This window comes from Serratia sp. CY43202 (assembly GCF_052168755.1).
GTDB lineage: Bacteria > Pseudomonadota > Gammaproteobacteria > Enterobacterales > Enterobacteriaceae > Serratia > Serratia bockelmannii.
In genome coordinates, this window is the sequence record NZ_JBJNMB010000002.1 from 183,739 (window position 1) to 209,086 (window position 25,348).

Genomic DNA, 25,348 nt, shown 5'->3' on the forward strand with positions numbered 1-25,348 from the left:
AATATCCATGAAGATTCTGAACATTCTTGTCAACCACACCGTAGAACCGTTGCGCAGCCATATTGTCCGTTACTTGCTGGATGCCGGCCACTTTGTCTACTTAATCGGTCTGAGCGACGCTGAGCGAACGCGCTGGACAGGTTCGCAGCACAACCTCTTTTGCTATTCCGACGTTGGCGATCAGCGTATCGACTATGAGCTCTGTCTCGAAGAAAGCGCCTCGGTGAGAGGCCCCATCGTCCGGTTAGCCGTTTTCGCCGATCGACAAAATGTGTTGTTCCAGATTCATGCTGAAGAAGACGGGAATATCAGGGCGTTAGCTGAGCGTGAGCTGCCGTGGCGGGAAGCCCGCCGAGCGTTGTCGCAGACGGTGTTGGGCGAGTTGTTCATCGATGGCGTGGTCATGCTCAGCCGTGAGGCGAAAGATCTGGATATTGCTCTGCCTGAAGGGCCAAACCGAGTTACGGATTGGCTGGTTGCCCAGCAGAGGGTACAGCAAGAGCAGCGAGCGCTGGAAAACGATGAACCGCGTTATGGCTGCTTCAACCTGAGGGATGAAGTGTCTGCCGTTAACGATGCTGCAGTGGTTCAACGGACCATCGATGGCGTTGCGCAGCCGCAACAGGCTTTGCTGTTGGCTTTCCAGTTGCAGTTTCTGCTCAACGCACGGCGGCCTGGGCTTTATGCTCTGCAATTGCAAGATAGGCAACGCAGCAGCAAAGTATTACGGTTACTCAACGGAACGGAAACATACGCCGAGCTCTCTCCTTGGTTAGTGCGGGTACTGCAGGGGGACCCGGCGAACCCATTCTACGAATCCCATCATGACGGCCGTTTTTTATCTGTGGTTGGCGTAGATGTCATCATGGATGAGGGGGATGTCGACGCGGCAGTGGCCCCGATCAGGATCGTATGGAACAGCACGCGCTGTACGCTCAGTTTGCAATTTTACGGCGAAAACCCCTTTTTCGACGTTGTAGCCGCAAATATCGATGAGTTTATGGCGGCGCTCGCCACATTCATGCGTAATGAAGGGGATATAGATGCGTTGACCGGCGTGTCTGAAAATAGCTACCAACGTTATTATGCGAAAATTAATGCCACGCAATGTGAATATCCGAGACAGACTATCGTCGGGATGTTTGAACAACAGGCAAGGGCGCTTAACGATCACCCTGCAGTGATAACGAAAAATGAAACGCTCAGTTATCGAATGCTGCAGCAACAGGCCAGTCGCCTGGCCGACTATCTGCAACGGCAATATGGGGTAGCGGCAGGCGACAAAATTGCCTTGATGATGCCGCGTGAGGCGGAGTTGGCAGTATGCCTGATGGCCGTGCTTAAGCTGGGATGCGCCTATATTCCGATCGACAAAAATGCGCCCGTAGTGAGGACCTATTCTATTTTGGCCGATGCCCAGCCGGCGTTAATCATCGGTGCGCATGCTCAGTCAGCTGGCAGCCTGCCGCAAGGGCTGAGTTATTTGGATTGGCGTGAATATGCCGCTTCTCCTTTCGCTGGGGCCGACGGTTGCAACGAATTCCCCTCCCAGGCTGAGGCTTCAGCATTGGCCTATATTATTTACACCTCGGGAACGACAGGTAAGCCTAAAGGGGTTGCCGTAGAACATCGCAGCTTTGTGAATATCGCCAGCGATATTTCTCGACGCATGTCTGTGACGCATCAGGATCGTTTTCTGGCGATCACGACGTTGGCATTTGATATTTCAACTCTGGAAATATTTATGCCGCTCATGTTTGGCGCCACGGTGGTATTAACCGACCAGAAGACGTTGTTGGCGAATAATGACTTGCCGCACTTTATCGCGAGTCATTCCGTGAGCCTGATGCAGGGGACGCCTTCTTTTTGGCATCAGGTCGCGCAGCAATATGCCGAGACAACGCTACCCGTTCGGGCATTGTGCGGTGGGGAAGCGGTGCCGCATGCGGTGGCGCGTTGGTTGTCAGAAAACACCGAGCGTGCGTGGAATGTGTATGGGCCAACCGAAACGACGGTTTGGTCTACCGCGGATGAACTGTTGCCTGAGGTTGATAGCGTCACCATTGGGCGCCCGCTGGCGAATACCCAGTGCTTTATCTTGGACGAACGGCGGCGTTTACTTCCTCCCGGCGTGATCGGGGAAATGTATATTTCGGGGTTGGGCGTTGCACGCGGTTACTACGGCAATGCGCGTCAGACGCAAGCAAGCTTTTTGTCGAACATATGTTCCAGCACGCCGTCAGCCTGGTTCGGTCGCATCATGTACAAGACGGGCGATCGCGTGCGTTGTTTGCCCGACGGCAGATTTGAATACCTCAGCCGATGGGATAACCAGATAAAATTGCGGGGACATCGGATCGAACTGGGTGAAATAGAGTCGGTTTTGCGAACCTACCCCGGGATGCAGCAGGTTGTTGTAAATTTACAGCCGGCCAAGGAAGAACAACAGGCGTTCCTGGTTGCCTATTATCAGGCCAAATCGCCGGTGGCACGCCAGCAACTGCAGGATTATCTGGTGACGCTGCTTCCGGACTACATGCTCCCCAGCGCTTATATGTACCTGCCTGAGATCCCCTTGAATATGAATGGCAAAGTGGATCGTAAAGCCTTGCCGCAGGTACAAGCGCAAGATAAAGCGCATTACGTAGCGCCGGGAAACGAGTTCCAGCGATGCCTGTGCCAGCTATTCCAGGATGTATTGGGGAGCGAAAGCGGACGAATCGGCATTACCGACGACTTTTTTGCTTTGGGAGGCAACAGCCTGTCGGCCATTCGCTTGGTAAATCGCATAAACGGTACGCTTCAGTGCGATCTGAAAGTTAAAGATATTTTCGAAAGAAAAAATGTGGCCAGGTTAACGCCATTGGTGGCCGCCGGGCGCGGCAGTTTTCTTTACCAAGACTACCAGATTGCACAATGTGATGAGACCCATCTGTACCATCCTTTCCCGCTGAATAATGTTCAGCAATCTTATTATCTGGGACGAATGAAAAGTTTCGATCTCAGCGAGGTCTCTACCCATATTTATAATGAATTTGTTTTCGACCATATTGATCACGAAAAATTGGAGCGTGCCTATAATCAACTTATTGCACGCCATCCTGCGTTGCGCACCGTATTTGAAGAGGGAGAACAGCGATTTTTAAGTGCGGCAGCGCATTACAAAATAGGCTACCACCCCCTGAGAAATGAAGACGAGCTATTGGCTTTGCGCGCCGAGTACTCGCACAAGGTTTACAAACCGGATTGTTATCCGCTGTTCGATATTTTCCTGAGCGAGTATCAAGGGAAATACCTTCTGCATGTCAGCTTTGATGCCATTATCATTGACATGACCAGTTTTGAAATATTATTCGGCGAGTGGATTGCGTTATATCACGACGAAAATCTGGCGCTGCCGCCGCTGGATATCAGCTACCGCGATTATCAGCTGCAGTACGAGCGCCTGCGCGGCAGCGCATTATTTGAGCGGGCGCAGCAATATTGGCTGCAGAAAATCGATGATTATACGCTGGAGGTCGGATTGCCGCTGGCCGCGCATCCCGCCAGGATCGATAAGCCGAGCTTCCGGCGTTTGTCTGCGACGATACCCATGTCGAGTTGGCAAAAGATCGTCGACAAATGCCAGCGCTTCAATATTAGTCCGACCGCTCTGATCCTTGAGCTCTACAGCAGAACGTTATGTTATTGGTCTGGTCAAGAGAGCCTTTGCCTTAATTTAACGCTGTTCAACCGTTTGCCGTTACATTCTCAGGTCGAGCAAATTATTGGCGATTTTACCGTTTTAAGCCTGTTCAATTACCAACGTCAAAATGGCGTTGCGATGAGCGAACAGCTATCGGCTATCCACCGCACCTTGCTTAATGACGTCGATAATAATTTATTTGACGGCATTGACGTACAGCGTTTATTGAAACAGCGGCGGAATCTGCCCGCCAATACGGTTATCGCGCCGGTGGTGCTGACCAGCGTGCTTGGCATGAACAATAAAGCGAGCATGTTTGAATTGCCGCTTAATGAAGGATATCGCGGCGTTCAATACGCAATCTCCCAAACGTCTCAGGTGTGGCTCGACCATAAAGCCTACGAAAACGATGAAGGGTTCGTTGCCGAGTGGGATTATGTCGAACAATTATTTGATGAGAAAACCATCAAGGCCATGCACGAAGGCTATTGTTCTCTGATTCGATGGGTGGCAGAACACGATTGGGAAACCATGTCATTCCCGCAGCCTGAACTGCCGGCGGAACATGCGGAAGCGGTCATGCGCTGGAATGCCACGCAAAGTACGGTGTCGGAGCAAACGCTGCACGGGTTGTTCCTTTCCAGTCTGGAAACGCCGCAAACGGCCGAGCGCATTGCGGTGATCGAAACCGAAGGCGAACGCCACTTTACCTACGCCAGGCTGGAACAGGACAGCAACACGCTGGGGCGTGCGCTATTGCGGCATACCAAGGGCGAAAAGGGACGTATTACCGCTATTCTGCTGGAGAAAGGGTATGCGCAGGCCGTCTCAACCCTTGGGATCATGAGAAGCGGCGGCGCTTATCTGCCGTTGCACATCGAATGGCCATGGGAGCGCATACGCGACATTCTGCAGCAAGCCCGGTGCGATATCTTGCTGCTCTCTGCTCAGCAGCGTCATGACCTGGCACATGAGCTGTCGGCGTTGCCTTCGGATATCACGATTTTGGTGTTCGACGAGATAGTGGCGCCGGCGCAGGAACGTGCGTCGACGGAGGTTGCCTGGCCGATCGTCAGGACTGACGATCTGGCCTACATTATTTTTACCTCTGGCTCTACCGGTAAACCGAAAGGGGTAGCGATCGATCACCAGGGGGCGGTCAATACCATCCTGGCTGTTAACCAACGTTGGTCGGTCGGTCGGGAAGACCGGATACTGGCGCTGTCCGAGTTGAGCTTTGATCTGTCCGTTTACGATCTGTTTGGCTTGTTGGCCGTGGGGGGCGGTGTGGTGATCCCTTCCCAGCGTGAGACCAAAGCGCCGCAAGCTTGGGTGGCCGCGCTGCGCCGACATAACGTGACCCTCTGGAACTCGGTGCCGCAATTAGCGGGCCTGCTGGTTGACGAAGTCGAACCTGCGACGCAGGCGCTAACCCGGTTACGGCTGTTCCTGTTGAGCGGCGATTGGTTGCCGCTCAATTTGCCTCATCGCCTGAAAACCCAATCGCCAGACAGCAAGATGGTGAGCCTGGGGGGCGCGACGGAGGGCAGCATCTGGTCCATTTGGCATGAAATCGATCGGGTAGACGCGAGGTGGAAAAGCATTCCTTATGGCGTCGCCATGCCGAATCAACAGATGTGGGTGCTGGATGAGTGGGGGAGTGCTTGTCCTTTCGGTGTAACCGGAGAAATACATATCGGTGGGCTCGGCGTTGCTCAGGGATATTGGCAGGCTGAAACGCTGACTCGAGAACGCTTCATTTATCATCCAACCTATGGACGCCTGTACAAAACCGGCGATCTGGGCCGCTGGTCGGCGGAAGGCTATATCGAGTTCCTCGGCCGAAGAGATGCCCAGGTCAAGCTTAACGGTTATCGCGTGGAGCTGGAGGATATCGAGAATAACTTGAGCCAATTACCTGGGATCCGGCAGACGATCGTGCGGCTCAGCGAGGGTGACCTCATGGCTTACGTTGTTCCCGAGGCGCAACAGCCGGTGCCGCTCTATTTTGCTAACCGCGACGCATTCGTGCTTTCGCTGCCGGCGTTACGTCAAGATCTGCAACCTTCGCGAGCGATACCCTATCCGTTGGATGAAGCGGTTTACCGTGCCCGCAAGAGCACTCGCCAGTTTACCGCGGAGGCGTTATCCGCCGAAACCATCAGCAGTCTGTACGAAGCGCTGCCGGGGTGGTTGACGCAACAGATGGCGCAAGAGGGAAGCGCGCTGCCGCCTGCGTCTTTGGCCGGGCTGTTGGCCGTATGCGCCGCTTTCCGTTCGCCGCAGCGCGCGTTGCCAAAATATCGCTATCCTTCGGCCAGCAGCCTCTATGCGGTGCAAGTGTATCTCGGGCTCCCGGCGGCGATGGGAGAATATGCCGCGGGTTATTACTACTACCATCCGCTGGAACAGCATTTGTACCAGGCAGAAGCGTCGGGAGAACACACCGGGCCTTATCTGGACTTGGTGGTTCGGTGGGAAACCATCACCGCGTTATATGCCGAGCGCGCATTCGCTTTGGCGCAGATAGAAGTCGGCCACATGTTGGCCTTGCTGACTGAGCATCTCCAGTCTTTGGGCGTCGCTTATTACGTCAAGCCCGCTGACGCCGTTTCACCTGACGAGGGGGCATTAGCGTGTCGGATCCACCTCGGCGTTTGCGCCGTCACTTCACCACCGCAAGTCAGCGTCGATTTCAGCGTGATGGAAAACGAGGGGGGAACCTATGTCGCTCGCGCGTCAGGGCGACACTATTGCCTCGGTGAGACCTCCGTGCTGGCCGAATCATCAGACGTGTACGGGGTGTTGCAGTCGTCTCAGGTGTTGTTGCAGGTCCATGGCGCTAAGAACGCGTGCCATTATCAGGCCAGTGGCTGGATGATGCAGCGATTTGGCGCGCTCGCCGCCCAGCGGCGAATTGGCGGCTGCATTCTTGGCGTCACGCCGGCCGAGGACACGTTGTGCAGCATGGCGATAGGGTATGCGCGGGCCGAGGATGAACCGGTCTTTGACGTTCCTGCGCTCACTGTCTCGATGACCCAGGCGATCAGACGGCATTTGGCGCGTCGTTTGCCGGACTATATGTTGCCGCAGCACGTTACTTTGATCCCGGAAATCCCCTTGTCTAACAACGGTAAGGTCGATACATCACGCTTGCCGAAAGTCGTCAAGCACTGCGAATGTCTGGCTCCGCGCAGCGATGATGAGATACGGATGCGCCGACTTTGGGCGGAGCTTCTGGACAAGCGTGAAGAGCGAATCGGTTGTGACCAAAGCTTCTTCACTCAAGGGGGGAATTCGCTTCTGGCTATGCGACTGGTACGCAAGATCAACCTCGCGACGGGAACCGAGATGCGTCTGGAAGACCTCTACAACAACAATACGATTCAGGAAATGGCGGCGTGGGTCGCCGGGCAACCTTGTGGCAACGGCAGAGAAGAAGGGGCGCTGTAATGATGTTGACGGATTTATTGAACAACCTGAAAAAAAATAACATTTTATTGTGGGCTAAAGCGGACGATCGGTTGGGTTTTTCTGTCGACAAGGATATCGGCTTTGATGCCGATCTGAAGGCTGAAGTGGCGGCACGCAAAGACGAATTGTTGGCGCTGTTACAGGACAATGGCGTGACCAGCGAACAATTCGCGAAGGAAACGTCTTTTCTGAGGCTACCGCCAAGTAGCTGGCCACTTGCGCTGGACTCAATTCAGCAAGGCATGTATCTGCAAAGCGACATCGACGGCTTGCCGTATACCTATACGGTACCTTTGTTCATTGGATTGCCGCAGGTGGATATCGCGCGGTTGCGAAACGCGCTGCAAACCTTTTTACGGCATCAGCCCCTGTTGCGTCAGTCGATTGATAGCGATATGAAGCGCGTTTTTCTGGCGCCTGAGCAGTTTGCACTGGAAGTAGAAAGGATTTCCTGGTCCGAGCTGGAAAGTAAGAAACGGGCGTTGGCACAACAAACCTTCCCTATGCCGGAAGGGCAGTTTGCGCGCTTTGTGCTGCTGGTGCGGGCTGAGACGCAAGAGGCCGTTTTGGCGTGCGTTCACCATCATATGCTGTCTGATGCCCCTTCCGTCCAGCATTTTGCTCATCAACTGTTGAGTGCGTACGCCACACCGTCTGTATCGGCGCAGCCTGAAGCGGGGTACCTGGATTACTCCGCATATCAACAGTGGCGGGTGCGGCAAGATGATGTTCAGGCGTTCAGAACATCGTTGGCCGCCCGTTTGAATCAGGCGGAACCGCCGGCATTGCGACAGCGCCATCTCTCTGGCGTGGAGAATCGTGCCTTTGCCGTGCAGGCAGGATTGACGTCGGAGGTTGTCGAGCGTTTGACGCAGGCATGCGGCGAACGGGGACTGACGCTCTATTCTCTGTTGTTTACGACGTTCGCCCATGTATTACGGACCTTTAGCGGCCAGGACAGCGATTTCCCTATTGGACTGACAGTGATGAATCGCCCCGAGGCGTTCAGCCGAGCCATTGGGCCGTTTATCAGCACCCTGCCGGTCATCGCCGCATTGCGCGCAGACCAAAGCGTGTTGAGCAATGTCAAAAGCATTCAGCACGATATTTTGCAGTTGCAGGAACATCCGTGGGTGAACATTGGGCACTTGGCGCCGGAGATCGACGGTGGCGCGGTGCGCATCAATGAACTGGTTCAGCTGCTATTTACCTTCCATAACTTTGAAAACGGCGATATCGCCGTCCCCGGCGTGGAATATCGTCTGGAGCCTTATCCCGATCTGGCGGAAAAGTTTGGCATGTCCTTATTTGCCGCTCAACGAGACGGTCAAATCGATTTCACGTTAACCGCGGCGGAGAATCGTTACGAAGAGGACTACGTTCGCAATATTCTCGAGGCGTTAGTTTATGCGCTGGGCCAGTTTGATCGGCAATCCTGGGAGACGCCGCTCGAACAAATCGATTTAATCACGCCAGCCCAGCGTCGGCAGGTGCTGTCTGAATGGAATGACACGCGCTGCGATTATTCAGAAGATGAGCATATCGCGTCTTTATTGGAAGCGCAGGTAGCGCTGACGCCGGACAATATCGCCTGTGCGGATCGGCATCGGCAATTGACGTATCGCCAGTTGAATCTACAAGCCAATCAGTTGGCGGCCGCCTTATCGTCACGTGGGGTGGGGCATGGCGCCTGCGTTGCGCTGTGTCTGGATCGCAGCGTCGAGCTGTTGGTCGGTATTTGGGCGATCCTGAAATTGGGGGCCGCCTATTTGCCTGTCGACCCGGCATTCCCCGACGATCGTCTCTATTACATTCTACAGGATAGCCGGGCCGACGTAATTATCTGCCATCAGGCCTACCGACACCGGGTGGCGGCGCCAGGGCGGCGGCTGGTGGTGTTGGATGATGAATCGCTGCGCCACGAGCTTGAGTTGTTGAGCGATGAAAACATGGCGCGTCAGATATCACCGAACGATCTGGCCTATGTCATCTATACCTCCGGGACCACAGGGCAGCCCAAGGGCGTGATGTGCACGCACCGCGGTTTGATCAACCGTATCCAATGGATGAATAAATCCTATCCGCTGACGGCAGCCGATCGGGTGTTACAAAAAACGCCGTACATTTTTGACGTCTCCGTATGGGAACTGATTTGGGCCTCTCTTTACGGCGCCAACATCGTTTTTGCCGATCCGGATGGCCACAAGGACGCGGATTATCTGATTGAGCTGATCGAGCGCGAAACCATCACCGTATTGCATTTTGTGCCATCCATGCTGGCGGCTTTTACCGAGACATTACAGGGCATTCAACGCGATCGAAACGTCAGCTTGCCGAGCTTGCGCTACGTGTTCTGCAGCGGTGAAGAGCTCAAACTGACCCAGGTCAAAGGGATTAAGCAGTGTTTGCCTCATATCGCCCTGCACAATCTTTATGGGCCAACCGAAGCCTCCATCGATGTGCTGTATTTCGACTGTAACGATCCGGATATAGATAACGTCCTGATCGGGCGGCCGATTGATAACATGAAAGTGTTGGTCCTGGACAAAGGGCAGCGGCTTTTGCCGCCCGGTGCGGTGGGTGAACTCTACCTTTCCGGCGTCGGACTGGCGCGCGGCTATCTGAATAAAGCGGCGCTGACGGCGGAGAAATTCATCGTCAATCCGTATTGCACCGAATGGGATGAGCGGGCGGATGACTATGCCTGTTTGTATAAAACCGGTGATTTGGTGTATCAGCGGAATGATGGGCAAATCGTTTATGTTGGCCGCAATGATTTTCAGGTGAAAATACGCGGATATCGCATTGAGTTGGGTGAAATCGCCCAGCGTCTCGAAGCGTTTGACTTGGTGCGCCAGGCGGTGGCGCTGGTTTATCAACAGCCCCATCCCCGCCTCGTGGCCTATTACACGGCGCAGGCACCGTTGCCGGAGGCGACGCTACAACACTTTCTTGCCGCCGCCTTGCCCGAGTACATGGTGCCGGAGACCTTTATCTGGTTGAAAGAATGGCCCGTCACGGTGAATGGCAAACTGGATCGGCGTGCGCTTCCTGAACCGTCTCTGCCGGTCGTACAGGAACGTGTCGCACCGCAGTCGGAGAGGGAAGCGCAGATCGCCGCCATTGTTGCGGAAATGATGGGGATCGATGAAGCGCATTTCAGCTGTGAGGCTAACCTGTATCAGTTGGGGCTGGACAGCATCATGGCGATCAAGCTGGTGAGCAAATTGCGCCAGGCGATGGGCGTATCGATCCGGGTGAAAGACGTGTTCGCCAGCAAAACCGTGCATGCACTCCATTTACGTCTCGCTCAGCATCAGCAGCAGGTGATGATTGAAGGCAAACGGGAGCAGGGCGTATTGGTTGGCGAGCTGCCGCTGCTGCCTGTCCAACGCTGGTTCTTTGACTGCGCATTCCCTTATCCGAATTATTGGAACCAGGCGTTTCTGCTGGATGTGCCGGCGCTGGACGTCGAACGCCTGCGCGAAGCGCTGCACGCATTGATTCAACATCACGATGCGCTACGCCTGACGTTTACGTCTGAGGATTCGTCGCATTGGCGCCAAGGCTATCAACCGATGCCGGACGCCATCGAACTGCGGTGTCATCATGTCGAACGCTCGGCACCGCAATGGCAAGAGGCCCTGTCCGCCGTGCTGACCGAATGGCAAAGCGATATCGATCTGGCCGACGGGCCGCTTTATCGTTTTGGTTATGTCACGGGGTTCGACGAGGGGCGAGCCCGTATTTTCTGCGCTTGCCACCATTTGGTGCTCGATAGCGTCAGCTGGGGCATTCTGGCCCGCGATCTGGCGAACGCCTACCACGGTGAAAGCCTTGGAGATAAGGGAACGAGTTATCGTCAGTGGACTGAGCACTTCGAGCAATATTGTGCCAATCACGCGGAAGAGGCGTCTTACTGGCGGGCCAGGATGGCGGACTACCGCCCCGTTGCGTTGCCGGCTGCGCGCGGCGCTACGATGGCATGCAGCCGCCTCGCGTTATCAATAAAAGTGACGCAGGCGCTGCAAACCGAGGGTTTACGTGCCTTCAATGCGAAAGTCGACGAATGTTTGCTGGCGTGTGCAGACGGCATGCTCGCTCACTGGTTTAACGGAAAGCTGACCCATGTCACCGTTGAAGGGCACGGACGCGAAGAGATTGATGCTACTCTGGACGTTCATCGTTGCGTCGGGTGGTTCACATCACTTTATCCCTGTGCGCTCTCATCCTCTCCCGATCCGGCAATGCGTTTGCAGGCGGCCAAAGCGCAACTGCGCGGCGTGCCTCATCAAGGCGTAGGATTTGGCGCGTTTGCCCGTGAGCTAGGGTTGCCGCTGCCCAATCTTTGTTTCAACTACCTGGGACAGCTGACTTCGCCGGATGAAAAGGATTGGGCGCTGGTCATGTCGCCGGTCGGTGAGACGCGCCATCCTGACAACGGCTTGCCTTTCGGTATTACGCTCTTTAGCTACATAGAGCAAGGTCGGTTGCAGCTCGAAGTCGTCAGCGGTCTGTCCGGTGAGCAAAATCAACAGTTGCTGGAGGCCTGGGAGGCGGCTATAGACACGCTGATAGCGTGCTGTGAACGGCAGGGAAGAACCCAATACGGCCTTGGCGATTTCATCAATGTTGCGGATGAACGCGACTTACAGCATTTACCTCTGCAGGGCGGTGCCGAAAACGGCGACTGCTTTGCCATGACCGAGATTCAGAAAGCCTATCTGGTTGGGCGCTTTGAAAACTATGAGATCGGCAACGTCGCCAACCACATCTACAACGAGTTCGTGTATCCGCGCCTTGATGACGAACGTCTGGAGCTGGCGATTAACCGATTGATCGCCCTCTGTCCGGTGCTGCGCACCGTGTATGACGCGGAAAGCATGACTCAGCGCTTCATTTCGGTGTCGCAGGCCGGCCATTATGCCTTGGCGGTGAATGACCTGCGCCTCGACGATGAGGCTACCGCGCTGGCGCGCGTGCGCAAGCGTCTGTCCCATCAGGTCTATCAGGTCGACCGTTTCCCGTTGTTCACTTTTGAAATCAGCCGGCTGCGCGATCGCGACGTGCTGCATATCAGTCTCGATCTGATTTTGCTGGATGTGCAAAGCCGTCTGGCGCTGTATCAACTGCTTAATGCGCTGTATCGGGGAAATGTCTTGCCGCCGCTGGCAACCGTGAACTTCAAAGACTACCAGGAGCATCTGGCCCATCTGAAGGCTTCCCGTTGGTATCAACGAGATTGCGCTTATTGGCAGGACAAGCTGGCCGATATGCCGCTGCGGCCAAACTTACCGCTCAAGGTGCCGTCGGCCACGGTTGAACACCCGCGCTTTGCAGAGCATACGCTATATATAGACAAACAAATTTGGCAGGATTTCAAACGGCAAGCGCAGCATTATCAGGTCTCATACTCGTCGGTATTGCTGAGCCTCTATGGCTACCTCATCGCGCGATATTCCGGCAACAGCGAGTTTCTCATTACCATGACGCTGTTCAACCGCTACGCGGTTTGCGAGGACGTAAACGACATTTTGGGTGATTTTACCTCGACCAACCTGTTCCACTTTCGCGATGCCGGCGAGGATCTGTTCACCACCATCGAGACGACGCATAAGCGCATGTGGGACGACATTCAGCATGCGTTGTACAGTGGGTTGGATGTGCAGCGCGATCTGGTGAAACTGCACGGCCTGGATCGCCATTCGGCGGTGTCGCCGTTGGTCTTCACTGGCGTCGTAGGGCAACAAACCGGCGATTGGGATAAACAGGCGTATCTGGAAGACAGCGAGGTGCGCGAGCAGCGATATTGGTGTGCGCAAACCTCTCAGGCTTGGATCGACCTGCAGGCTATTGAAGTCGATGGCCGCTTTATGAGCAAGTGGCTTTATGTCGACCAGCTGTTTGATGAAGAAACCATTGCGCATCTGAATCGCGCCTATTGCCGTCTGATCTCGCTATTAGCGCAGCAGCCTTGGGAAACGCCGGTGGGATGCGAAAACTATTTGCCTGAAGCGCAAAGAGAAATGATGCAGCGGGCAAATGCCGTCACTCAGCCTCTCAGTGAAGAAACCCTGTTCAGCGCGTTCGATCTGTTGGCGACGCAAGCACGGCATCGAGAAACGATCGCGGTGTATGACGGGGAAGCGGCGATCGGCATGACCTATGGCCAATTGAAACAAGACAGCGATGCGTTGGCGCAGCAGGGGATGGGCTCATCTGCGCCGCTGATTGCCGTATTGGCGGAAAAAAGCTACGCCCAGGTCTGTGCCTGTCTGGCGATCATGAAGGCCGGCAAGGGCTATCTACCGTTGCATGTCGAGTGGCCGGCGGGGCGCATCGCCGATATTTTACAACAGGCCGGTGTAGAACAGCTCTGGCTGACCCGGGCACAGTCGGCGCGTGCGGATATCCGGACACTGAGCGAAGCGGGTTATCAACTGCTGGTCATCGAGGATATGCTGGATGAGGCGACCGCTTTGCCACCGTGTTTCGGCTTGCCGCACGTCAGCGCCGCCGATGTGGCCTATGTCATTTTCACTTCCGGTTCCACCGGGCGGCCAAAAGGGGTCACCATCGATCACCGTGGCGCAGTGAATACGCTGCAAGCGGTAAATCGACGCCTCTCGCTGACCGCTGAAGATGCCCTGTTCGCGCTGTCTGAATTGAGCTTCGATCTCTCCGTCTATGACATCTTCGGCGCGCTTAGCGTCGGTGCGGAGATCGTCTTACCGGCTCAAGAGAGCGTAAAAGATCCGGAGCGGTGGTTGCCGCTGCTTGCTGAGCGTGAAGTCACCGTCTGGAACAGCGTTCCACAACTTGCCGGGCTGCTGGCCGATGCCGTGGCACGGCAGGGATGCTCACTGCCAAGGCTGCGCGCATTTTTAATGAGCGGTGATTGGATCCCACTGAATCTGCCAGAGACGTTGCGCGCACTTTGGCCGCACGCTGACTGCATCAGCCTGGGCGGGGCGACCGAGGGCAGCATTTGGTCCGTTTGGTACCCGATAGAGGCGATCGATCCGGCCTGGCGCTCCATCCCTTATGGCACCGCGATGCCTCATCAGGCGCTTTATGTTTTGGATCCGCAGGGGCAGATGTGTCCGGTTGGCGTGACCGGTGAGCTCTATCTTGGCGGGATGGGGGTGGCATTAAATTATTGGCGAAATCCACAGCTCACGGCGGAGCGTTTCATTTCGCACCCTCGTCACGGACGTCTCTACAAGACGGGCGATTTAGGGCGCTGGCATGCGGCAGGTTATGTCGAATTCCTGGGGCGCAACGACTTCCAGGTCAAGCTGCGCGGGCATCGCATTGAGCTCGGGGAGATTGAAAGCCGGCTTCTGCAATGCGGCGGGATCCACCAGGCCGTGGCACTGGTGATGGCGCAGCCGGCACCGATGCTGGTGGCTTATTACGTCGGCGAAGCGAACGCTGACGAGAAAATGCTCCGTTCGCGACTGGCTGAACAATTGCCGGAGTATATGGTACCGGCGCATCTTATCGCTTTGGATGCCTTGCCGCTGACGGCGAATGGCAAACTGGATCGCAACGCCTTGCCGCTACCCGCAGCCGAAGAGCAGGCGACTTATTGCCCGCCGCGTGACGACCGTGAACATCAACTGTGTCGGCTGTGGGGCGAGATCCTGCACGTGCCGGCGGATGAACTCAGTACCCAGGCGGATTTGTTCCAGTTGGGCATCGACAGTATCGCCAGTATCCAAATGGCGGGGCGGTTAAGGCGCGAATTGCAGCTGGATGTCACGCTGAAAGAGTTGCTGACGTATCGCACCATCGCATCGTTCTACGACACTCTGCTCGGCCGTCAAACCGTTGGCGGCATCCAGACCGTGCAGCGCGAAACAGGGGCCTTGAGCGGCGCAGTTCCGCTGCTGCCCATCCAGCAATGGTTCCTGGCACATGATCTGCCGCATCCGCAGCAGTGGAACCAGTACGGGCTGTTGGTGGCGCCTGGCATGACAATGGCCCGTCTGCAATGCCTGTTGCCGCGCCTCGTGGCGCAGCACGACGCGTTCAATCTGCGCTTCGAAAAAGATACCCAGGGAGAATGGCGTCAATGCTACCAGCCGCAGGCTGCGCTGCCGCCATGCCACGCTTTGGACATTCGCGCATTGTCGCTGCCGGAAGACCACCCGGATTTTGACGCCGCGCTGTTGCAGCGTTTTGCCGACTGGCAGCAGGCGTTCGATCTGCAGAGCGGGCCTTTGGCCGCGTTCGCCGTTCTTGAAGGGTACGCGGACGGCAAGGCCAGGGTGTTCGTCGCTTGCCATCACCTGATTGTCGATGCGGTCAGTCTGCAGGTGATCGTCGACGATTTACGACGCCTGAGCCAAGAGGAAACGCTGCCGGAGAAGGCCAGCAGCTATCGCCAATGGGTGAACCATCTGCGGCAACGTGCGCAAATTACCTCTCATGAACGTGAAGAGTGGCTGGGGCAATTGCCGGGCAGCGAAGTTCATGCGTTGCAAGCGCTGGGCGGAACCGCGACGACGCGTCATGCCCTTGCGTGGGGGGAAGGGCCATCCTGTCGCTTGATGCAGCACCTCGCCATGTTCGGCATGCAGCCGCAGGACATGGTGGCCTGGGCGGTTGGCCGCGTTTTGCATGATTTGACCGGACAAACCGCCTTTAGCCTATGGTTTGAGGGGCACGGTCGGCAAGCGGATGAGCGAACGCTGGATATCTCCAGGACGATGGGCTGGTTCACCAGTCGTTATCCCGTGCGCTTTAGCTATCAACGCGATGCCAGGGAGCATTTGCTCGCGGTGAAAAATAATCTGAGACGTTGGTCGCAGCGGGCGGAAAACTTCGGTGTCCTGTGTGGTTTGCCCGTGGTGAAAGAGGACGGCATCAGCATCAACTACCTGGGCAAGATGGAGGCGGCGGGAGACTGGGCGCTGGATCACCACTTTGTGGGGCTGCATCGCCATGCCTCCCAGGAAGGGACGCATCTGATCGATATCGTCGTGTTGAACGTTGGCGATCGTCTTGAATTGCGGGTCGAAAGCCGGCTGCGGGAGCATGACGCGGCCTGGTTGACGCAGCGGCTTATTCGAGAGTTGGAAGATGGCCTGGTATCAATGAATTGGCCATCCTGGCGTTGGTTAACCGAATCGGATGTCGATTTCGCCCTCCCGCAACCCCATCTGGATCGGCTGCAACATGCGCAGGCGGTTGATGCGGTCTTCATGGCCAATAGTCTGCAGCAAGGGATGTTGCACCATTCGCTGGCCTTTGGCGACGCCGATCGGGTGTATCGCGTGGCTACGCGCTGGGATTATCACTGTGCGATCGAGCCCGAGACGTTCAAGCGGGCGTGGCAATGGGTGCAACAGCAGTTCTCCTGCCTGCGGTTGCGGTTCGATTGGCGCGGTGAAATCGTGCAGGTCGTGGATCATGAAGGGCGCTTCCCTTGGCACGTCCATGACATCAGCCATCTGTCGCCTGAAGAGCGGGAACACGCCTTGCACAGGCTGCAGGAAAGTGAGCAGCAGGCCAGCTTCGATCTCCAACAAAGCGGACTGTACCGTGTCTGCCTGGTCAAACTGGCGGATGATCACTTCGCTTGCCTGTTCTGTGTACATCACGCCATCCTCGATGGTTGGAGCAGTCCGCTGCTGGTGGGGGCGCTGCATGACGCTTACCTGGCGTTTTCTCACGGACGTGAGCCGGCGGACAGACCGGATCTCTTTGCTTCAGTGCAGCGCTACATTCAACGGCATCGCGATAGGGACACGGATTTCTGGCGCGACTACCTGAGCTCGGTCGACACCTCGCCGGATCTGAGCGGATGGCGCCGTCCGGATGCGGAGTCATCGGCGTTAGCAGCCATTAAGAGCGTCTCTGCTGCAGGGATTTGCCGCTGTGAACTGAGCGCCGAAGAGCGCCGGTGCGCGCTCGAAGCTGCCCAGCGCCAAGGCATGACCCTGAACGCCTTGCTGCAATACGCCTGGCACAAGGTGCTCGCACTCTACTCCGGTGCTGCCGTGACCGTGGTGGGCACCGTGGTGGCGGGAAGGATGCTGCCGTTGAATGGTATCGAAAACACGCTGGGCATGTTCCTCAATACGCTACCGTTGAAGGTGGAGCATCAAAGCGATGTGCCTCTGATTCAGCAGGCACATCGGTTGCAGCAAGATATTAATGAAGCCAATACCCGATGCCTGGTCGATCTGGCTCATCTGCAGCCTGCGGGCCAGCGCCTGTTTGACTCGTTGTTCATTTATGAAAATTACCCGCAGCCTGATGAAGACCGCCACCGCGAACTGCGTCATCAATTCGTCGGTCGCAATGAGCAGAGGGATTATCCATTGGTCGTCAGCGTGGAGGAGGAGCCGGACGTTCTGCTGATTAAGCTGGAATATGCGGCGGAGTACTTTGATGCGGCGATGATGCGGCAAGCGATGGCACTGTTAAAGGACATCGTCGGCCACATGGCGAAAGACGCGAGTACGGAGACGGTGGCGATAGCTCCGGTTTATTGTGAGCCGGAGCAACCCTTGTTGCTTCCTGCGCCGGGGAATGCCGCCACCTTATCGCAGGTGTTGGCGCACTACGCATGCAGCCGGTCAGACGCTCCGGCGCTGAGTGACGGCGAGCGCAGCTGGAGCTACGCCCAGCTTGACGCAGAAGTGACGCAACTCGCCAATCTCATCGCCGGCCGCCTTGAGAAGACGCCGCACGCGCCTATTGCCTTGCGACTGCACAGCAAAGTCTTGACGGTCATGGCCTTGTTGGCGATAGGACGACTGGGCGCAGCTTATGTGCCGCTGGACAAAGACTATCCGCAGGAGCGTATCGATTTCATTCTGCGTGACAGCCAGGCTATCGCCGTATTGACGATGTCTGGGGATGAAGGGGCCGAGTACGGTATTCCGTCTATTCCCTTGTTCGGCACCGCGGGAGAAGCGCTGTGGCGCAAACAGGCCACGATGCCGACGTTCACACCTGCGGCGGAGAAGACCGCCTACATACTTTACACGTCCGGCACGACGGGTAAACCCAAAGGGGTTAGCGTGGGGCATGGGGCGCTGCTCGCCACATTGCGAGGTTTCTGGCAGCAGTACTTCCAGGGCAGGGAAGCGCTGAAAACGTACAGCATGACCAACCCCGTTTTCGACATTTTCGGTCTTGAATACGGTTTGCCGTTATTGAGCGGCGGCTGCGTTACCTTGGGAACTCACCATGTCACTGGGCTGGATTGCCGTAAGTTCGATTTCATCCAGTCAACGCCCAGCATGCTGGAAATTGTCCTACCGGTATTGCAGGGGGACGAGGAATGTTTACTTCTGGTCGGCGGTGAAAAGCTTGAGCCGCATTTGGCGCAGAAGGCCCTGGCTGTTTTCACGGCGCTCGTCAATGTCTACGGTCCGACGGAAACCTGCATTTGGTCAACCGGTAAACATTATCGGCGTGCCGCGACGGATCGCGTTTTAACGATAGGCCGCCCTTTGCCGGGAGAACGTTGTCTGGTGTTGGACCCGGCCGGCAGACCTTTGCCTGTCGGGGCCATCGGCGAGCTCTATATCGGGGGCAGCGGCGTGGCCGAGGGTTATCACAACCAGCCTGAGCTGACCGCCTCACGCTTTGTTTCACTGTCGTTTGCTGAGGGGATATGGTATCGCAGCGGCGATCGCGCACGCATTTTGCCAAATCGTGAAATAGCATTCCTTGGGCGGCAGGATCAGCAAGTCAAGTTGCACGGCCATCGTATTGAGAAGGGCGAGATTGAGCAGGTTATATTGCAGCACGAGTCGATCTTGCAGGTTACCGTGCAAATATGCCAAGTGGCGGGGGATGGGAACGTCGGTCAGGCGTTGGTTGCCTATTATGTGGCGCAGGGCGAAATTAACGCCGGGCAGTTGAATGAACACGTCGGTCGACAACTGCCGGATTATATGGTGCCTGCCTATTGGATTGCGTTGTCTGCCTTGCCGCTGAACGCTAACGGCAAACTGGATGTGCGTGCGTTGCCGTCGGTTGACGCCGGTGAGGCATCTCCAGCGGCGCAGAGCGAAATCGCTACGCCGCTGGTGAAGCAGTTGCAGGTTATCTGGCAAGAATTGCTCGGTTGCGAGGCGGTGGGCGTCAATACCTCGTTCTTTGAACTGGGTGGGAACTCCATCATGTTGACCCGGCTCTATGGCATGTTACCCGACCAGGTTCAGCAAAAAATCGGTCTGATAGATCTCTTCCGTCTGCCGACCATTGCCCGCATTGCCGCGCATATCGAAGGTCGCCAACATGAAGCGGCGCCGGCACCGACGACTGGGCCGATCAATGCCCGGGACGATATCGCCATTGTGGGGATGGCGGGCCGTTTCCCAGGCGCGCAAACGCTGGCGGCATTCTGGCAACGGTTATGCGATGGCGAGGCGTTTATTACGCATTACTCGCGCGAGGCGCTGGCGGCATCGGTTGACTCCGCACTGCTGGATCATCCGCATTATGTTCGCGCCCAGGGGATGCTCGACGATATCGATCGCTTTGACGCCGATTTCTTCGGCTGTACGGCTCAGGAAGCGCGTCTGATGGATCCGCAGCAGCGAATTTTCCTGGAATGCGCCTGGCATGCTTTGGAAGATGCGAACTGCGATCCGCAGCGCTTTGCCGGTGATATCGGCGTCTATGCGGCCATCGGCAACAGCAACTACGAAAGAGACGTTGTTCTACCGAACATGCCGCAGGCTGATTTGATCGATCATTACCAGTTGATGATTCATAACCAATCCCACTTCCTGGCGACAAAAACGGCGTACAAGTTGAATTTGACCGGGCCGGCGATGACGATCCAAACGGCTTGTTCATCCTCGCTGGTCGCTGTTCATCAGGCTTGTCGCGCCTTGCAGGCGGGCGACTGTCAGGTCGCATTGGCAGGCGGTATCTCCATTGGTCAATTAGCGCGCGGTGGTTACCTGTACCAGCCAGGGATGATCTTCTCACCTGATGGTCACTGCCGTCCGTTTGATGCGCAAGCGGCGGGAACCATTGAAGGACAAGGGGTAGGTATTGTCGTGCTGAAACCTTTGGCGCAAGCGCTGGCGGACGGTGATGCTGTGTATGCCGTTGTGAAAGGGTCGGCCGTAAATAATGACGGGCGGGATAAAATGGGATTCACTGCGCCAAGCGAGAGCCGTCAACAGGCGGTGATTGCCAAGGCATTGGCCGATGCCGATGTCACGCCGGCGGACATTTCCTATGTCGAAGCGCACGGCACCGGCACGCCATTGGGCGACCCTATTGAAATTGCCGGGTTGAAAGCGGCCTTCGCCGGACAACAGGCGGAACACGCCTGCGCAATCGGCTCGGTGAAAAGTAACCTGGGGCATTTGGATGTCGCGGCAGGCATCGCCGGCTTGATTAAAACGGCGTTGTGCCTGCAGCATCGCACGTTAGTTCCCACGCTACATATGCAGCGTGAGAATCCGGCATTAAAACTGGCTGAAGGGCCGTTTTATGTGAATGTTGAAACCCGCAACTGGGAAAGCGCCACAGGGCTCCGCACCGCCGGCGTCAGCGCTTTCGGCATTGGCGGCACCAACGCGCACGTTATCCTTCAGCAGGCGCCGAACACGCCGACAACCGCACCTCGGTCCGCTCAGCGCAATATGCTGTGCGTTTCTGCGGCGGATGACGCAGCTCTCGAACGGATGAGTGAAGCTTTGGCCGATCATTTGGCAACGCATCCTGAGCATTCGATGGAGGCGGTTGGCTATGCCCTGATGGCGCAGCGACACCGCTATGCATGCCAACGGTGGGTATCCGGAGATTCACGGGAAGCGGTCGTCGCGCGGTTGCGCGAGAAGGGCGAAACGATGGCCCGACCTGCGTTCGAGGCGCAGGTGGCCTTTATGTTCCCGGGCCAGGGCGCACAATTCGTCGGCATGACACAGGCGTTATATGACGCCGAACCGCAATTCCGAGTGGAGGTCGATCGTTGCCTCGCATTGCTCGAGCCGATGATGGGCGGTGAAATAACGCGGGAAGACGTATTGGCGAACGGGGAGAGCGTACACCACACCGCAATCACTCAAGTGGCGCTGTTTGTGTATGAATATGCGTTGGCGCAGTGGTATCGCTTCCTCGGTGTTGAGCCGACGGTGATGATTGGTCATAGCCTGGGCGAATATGTTGCCGCATGTATCGCCGGCGTATTTTCACTGGAGGATGCGCTCAAGTTGATGCTCAAACGCGGTGCGCTATTGGCGCACACCGCACCGGGGGCGATGCTGGCTATCAAACAGTCGGCGGAGGGCGTAAGCGAACAGGCTGCCGCGTTGGGCGTCGATATCGCCGTCGTTAATGATTCGGGAAGCTGTGTCATTTCCGGCGCGGCGTCGGCAATCGCCTCTTTGCAGGCGAGCTTGATCGCCCAAGGGGTATCTTGCCATCCGGTTAAGGTTTCGCACGCGTTCCATTCGCGTTTATTGGAGCCTGTGTTGGCAGAGTTTAAGGCCGCGCTGCAAGAAATTGCCTTCAACGAGCCGCAGTTACCGTTTATCTCCAATTTGACCGGCCAGTGGGCAACGGCGGAACAGGTTTGTCAGCCCGAATATTGGGTGCAGCACCTGCGGCATACGGTGCAATATGACGCCGGCCTGCGTACCTTGCTTGAACGCCGTGCCGATGACAACTGGGTATTGCTGGAAGTAGGGCCGCGTCAAATTCTGAGTACGTTGGCGTCGCGCCATCCGGCATTGGGGAATGCGGCCGTTGTCGTTTCTTCACCGCGCAACGCTACGGATGAGCGGCAGGCTGCGCAGATGCTGTGGCGTTCCGTTGGCGTGCTGCATATGTCAGGTGTGGAAATCAACCAGGAGCGTTTCTGGCGGTGTACGGGGCAAGCGTCTTTGCGTCTACCGGCATATCCTTTCGCGCCTCAGCGGCATTGGTTCGGTGTGATGAATTCACCCGCTCATTCGCGGCCGGCCCCGGTTCCGGCGGAGGCAGCCGTGCACCAAGGAGATATGCAACAACGGGTGGCAATGTTGTTCAACGAGGTTCTGGGGTGTGAGTCGGTCGATCCACAGCGCGGGTTCTTCGAACTGGGCGGCGACTCGCTGAGCGCATTGCAACTGATTGGCCGCCTGCAAAAAATGACCGGTATACGTCTTGAGCTTATGGCCATGGAACAGCCGAGCGTCGTGCAAATAGCGCAATCGCTAGAGGCTCATGCGACAGCGAAGCCTCAGGGCGAAAGCGGTTTGGTGAAGCTGCGCGACGGTGAGGATGAGGGGATGATGCCACTTGTGTTGATCCACCCCATCGGCGGCGACATCTATTTCTACCGGGAGTTGGCTCAATGCTTGGGAAGCAGCAGAACGATTTATGCCATACGTTCACCTCTGCTGAATGGCTCGGGCGCCTTCGAGAGCATCGAACAATTGGCGGGAGAGTATCTGGCTTTGCTGAAGCCGCATCTTGAGCGAGGCGAATGTTGCCTGGCCGGTTCTTCGTTCGGCGGTATTATCGCGTTTGAAATGGCGCGGCAGTACCAAGAGGGAAAACATGTGTCTCTGCCGGTAGTGATGATTGATTCCCCAGGACAGGGAAATCTGCCTGCGGCCATGACGGATGAACAGATTTTGGACTACCTGCTTTCATTTGGCCTGGTGTCACTGGACATTGATTGGGATGCCTGGAAGGCGATGACCCAAATGGCGGATAAAATCCATTATTTATCTGAGATCACCAAAGGAACTGCGGCCGAAACGCTCTTTTCCTCGGCGTTCTTACCTCGTTACTTGAGCACCTGGCAACGGCATAACGTGATGATGCAGCGTTACCACCCGCATGCGTTGATGAGTGATGTGCTGTTTTTCTCTCACCGTGAGGTGATTGCAGATTTTCCTGAAAATCAAAGCAAGTTCTGGCATCCCTGGGTGTTGGGCCGCTTCGAGGTGCAGGTAATTCCGGGGAACCACCTGACGATGAACGCGGGAGAAGGCGCGGCAATGATGGCGGAAAAAATGACTTCGTGGTTAGGGCATTGGACGCTGGCTTGATGGCGCAGCGTGTTCGCTATACCTGAGGGGAAATCAGCGGGATAAACTATCCCGCTGATCCCGCTACGGTATTGATTTTGATTACGCCGCTCCCGTTCTCCGCGGTGGCGGATAGCGTCATATTCTTGCAAAGCAGAGGAAGCCGTATGTGGTTTGAGCAAATAAAAAGGGGTACCGGTGGGGATGATGAGCATATTTTATTTTGTTTCCCTTATGCCGCCGGAAATGCCGAGGTATTCGTGCCATTCTCTCACTACGTCAATAGCAATACGTCCGTGTACGCCATGCAACTGCCCGGCAATGGGCGCCGCTTTTCAGAGGCGTTGTGCAATGATGTCTACAAAATTTTGGATGAGGTGGAACGAGAAGCCACGAGCCTGATGTCGGGAAAACCGTACTCATTTCTTGGTCACAGCAATGGCGGATTATTCGCCTTTGAATTGGCGAGTCGTTTTATCGCTCAGGATAAACCGCCGGCGCGAATTTTTATCGCCGCAGAAGCACCGCCGCACATTACGGATTTTAAGCATGATCCGATGCATTCAGATGATGATGAAATGGCCGAAGTATTGCGTCGTTATGGCGGAACTCAACCTGATATTTTGGATGACGTTGATTTCAGAAGCTTATTTTTTCCTATTATACGCAACGAGCTGTCGATTAATTTTCATATGAAACGGGCGTTGAAGGAGAAGACAATCAATTATCCTTTGGTGTTGATTCACGGCAGCCGCGACAGCACTGTTTCCAAGACGGACATGGCGGCTTGGGCGCGCTATACAAGCGCGCATATCGGTCTGCACACCGTTTCGTCGGATCATTTCTTCATCAATCATCAGCCGAAAGAAGTGGCGGATATCGTGAATCAGCAGCTGGCGTAAAGCGCAGGTATGGCGGTTGGGGCACAACCGCCATTAACGCAATGGCGTCATCACACCACCGGCGCCACCGTCAGCAGCAGGTTGGCGAAGCGGCGCTGTTCGCCGGAGGCGATCACCAGCAACGTCCGATCCGATTTGACCGCGGCGTAAAACGCCTCGCGCGGCAGGTATTCGATCGGGCAATGTTCAGGCAGCAGCTGCCGGTATTCGGCTTCGATAGCGTTGGTGAAGTCCGGCGGGCAGGCCATCAGCGCCGCGCTTTCCACGTTGATGCAGGCCAGCAGTTTTTCCAGGATTGGCGGAGCGGCGAGCGTGCCGGGCGCCAGGTTCAGATAGACCACGGTGGCGTCTTTCGGCGCGTGGGTCACGCAGGCGTAGTTGCCGTCGGCGATCAGCACCTGGGTTTTATGCCCGCATTGCGCCAGCGCGGCGAGCAGCGGTGGGTGGATGATGGCGGATTTAATCATAAGGCGATACCTGAATAGGGGGCGGCAGCCGTGCCGCCCGCAGCTGAATTACATGCGGTAGATGCCGCCGTTGATATCAAGAGTGGCGCCGGAGATGAAGCCGTCGTATTCCGCCGCCAGAAAGGTGATGGCGCGCGCCACGTCGTCCGGCGTGCCTGCGCGGCCCAGCGGGATGGCGCGAACGGTTTCCTCCGCCGATTCTTGGGTGGTGTGGCGATTATGGAAGCGGGTGCCGAGGATCAGGCCGGGCGCCACCGCGTTTACCCGGATGCCGTGCTCGCCCAGCTCCGCCGCCAGCGAGCGCGTCCAGGTGAGCACCGCGCCCTTGGTGGCGGAATAGACCAGCGAGCCGGAGTGGCCGCCGGCGCGGCCGGCCTGCGAGGCCAGGTTGACGATGCTGGCGCCGTTTGCCGCCGCCTTCAGGAACGGTAGCGCGCTCTGCGTCACGTTCAGCATGGTGGTCATGTTCACGTCGATCACGGTTTGCCAGAAGGCGCGGTCGATCTCGCCCAGCCATTTGCGCCCGACGATGCCGCCGACGTTATTGACCAGAATATCGATGCCGCCGAGAAACTCGGCGCCGGCCGCGACGCAGCGCAGCGTTTCGTCGGTATCGATGAGATCGGCGTAGCCGTAAGCGGCTTTTTGCCCCAGAGAATGGGCCAGCGCCACCAGCGCCTTGGGGCCGCTTTCGTCGCTGTGATAGTGAAAATAGATGTCGCAACCGGCCTTGATCAGCCGCTCCGCAGTGGCGCGGCCAATGCCCTGTTCCGCTCCGGTGATAAAGACCTTTTTGCCCGCAAGATCGCCCATGAT

The 25,348-nt window shown here is 56.5% G+C and carries 5 protein-coding genes; 3 read left to right on the forward strand and 2 right to left on the reverse strand.

All coding sequences use genetic code 11. From position 1 onward, the window contains the following. The first annotated feature begins 7 nt into the window (after window positions 1-7). From ACJ8J5_RS02785 to ACJ8J5_RS02795, 3 genes are all read left to right on the forward strand, one after another. Entirely contained in the window at window positions 8-7,138 is a 7,131-nt protein-coding gene (locus ACJ8J5_RS02785) for an amino acid adenylation domain-containing protein (RefSeq protein WP_414104402.1), read from the forward strand. Beyond that, complete coding sequence (locus ACJ8J5_RS02790; protein WP_414104403.1) at window positions 7,138-23,184, forward strand: amino acid adenylation domain-containing protein; 16,047 nt, start codon at window positions 7,138-7,140, stop codon at window positions 23,182-23,184. Before ACJ8J5_RS02785 ends, ACJ8J5_RS02790 begins: the two co-directional genes overlap by 1 nt. 146 nt (window positions 23,185-23,330) lie before the next feature. Next, window positions 23,331-24,065, forward strand: coding sequence for a thioesterase II family protein (locus tag ACJ8J5_RS02795; RefSeq protein ID WP_075201387.1), 735 nt, complete (start codon window positions 23,331-23,333; stop codon window positions 24,063-24,065). Window positions 24,066-24,115: 50 nt separating this feature from the next. Here the strand turns inward: ACJ8J5_RS02795 and ACJ8J5_RS02800 are convergent, their stop codons facing one another. Both ACJ8J5_RS02800 and ACJ8J5_RS02805 read right to left on the reverse strand, forming a co-directional pair. Next, complete coding sequence (locus tag ACJ8J5_RS02800; RefSeq protein ID WP_148123539.1) at window positions 24,116-24,532, reverse strand: RbsD/FucU family protein; 417 nt, start codon at window positions 24,530-24,532, stop codon at window positions 24,116-24,118. A 48-nt stretch (window positions 24,533-24,580) separates the two neighbouring features. Continuing rightward, a complete protein-coding gene (locus tag ACJ8J5_RS02805; RefSeq protein ID WP_025303314.1) occupies window positions 24,581-25,345 on the reverse strand; it encodes an SDR family NAD(P)-dependent oxidoreductase in 765 nt (254 codons plus the stop codon). Window positions 25,346-25,348 lie beyond the last annotated feature (3 nt).

What these genes read in the sequence shown, in the direction of transcription:
- ACJ8J5_RS02800 (WP_148123539.1), bottom strand. Translation starts at nt 24,532, where the DNA reads ATGATTAAATCCGCCATCATCCACCCACCGCTGCTCGCCGCGCTGGCG.
- ACJ8J5_RS02785 (WP_414104402.1), top strand. Translation starts at nt 8, where the DNA reads ATGAAGATTCTGAACATTCTTGTCAACCACACCGTAGAACCGTTGCGC.
- ACJ8J5_RS02795 (WP_075201387.1), top strand. Translation starts at nt 23,331, where the DNA reads ATGTGGTTTGAGCAAATAAAAAGGGGTACCGGTGGGGATGATGAGCAT.
- ACJ8J5_RS02790 (WP_414104403.1), top strand. Translation starts at nt 7,138, where the DNA reads ATGATGTTGACGGATTTATTGAACAACCTGAAAAAAAATAACATTTTA.
- ACJ8J5_RS02805 (WP_025303314.1), bottom strand. Translation starts at nt 25,345, where the DNA reads ATGGGCGATCTTGCGGGCAAAAAGGTCTTTATCACCGGAGCGGAACAG.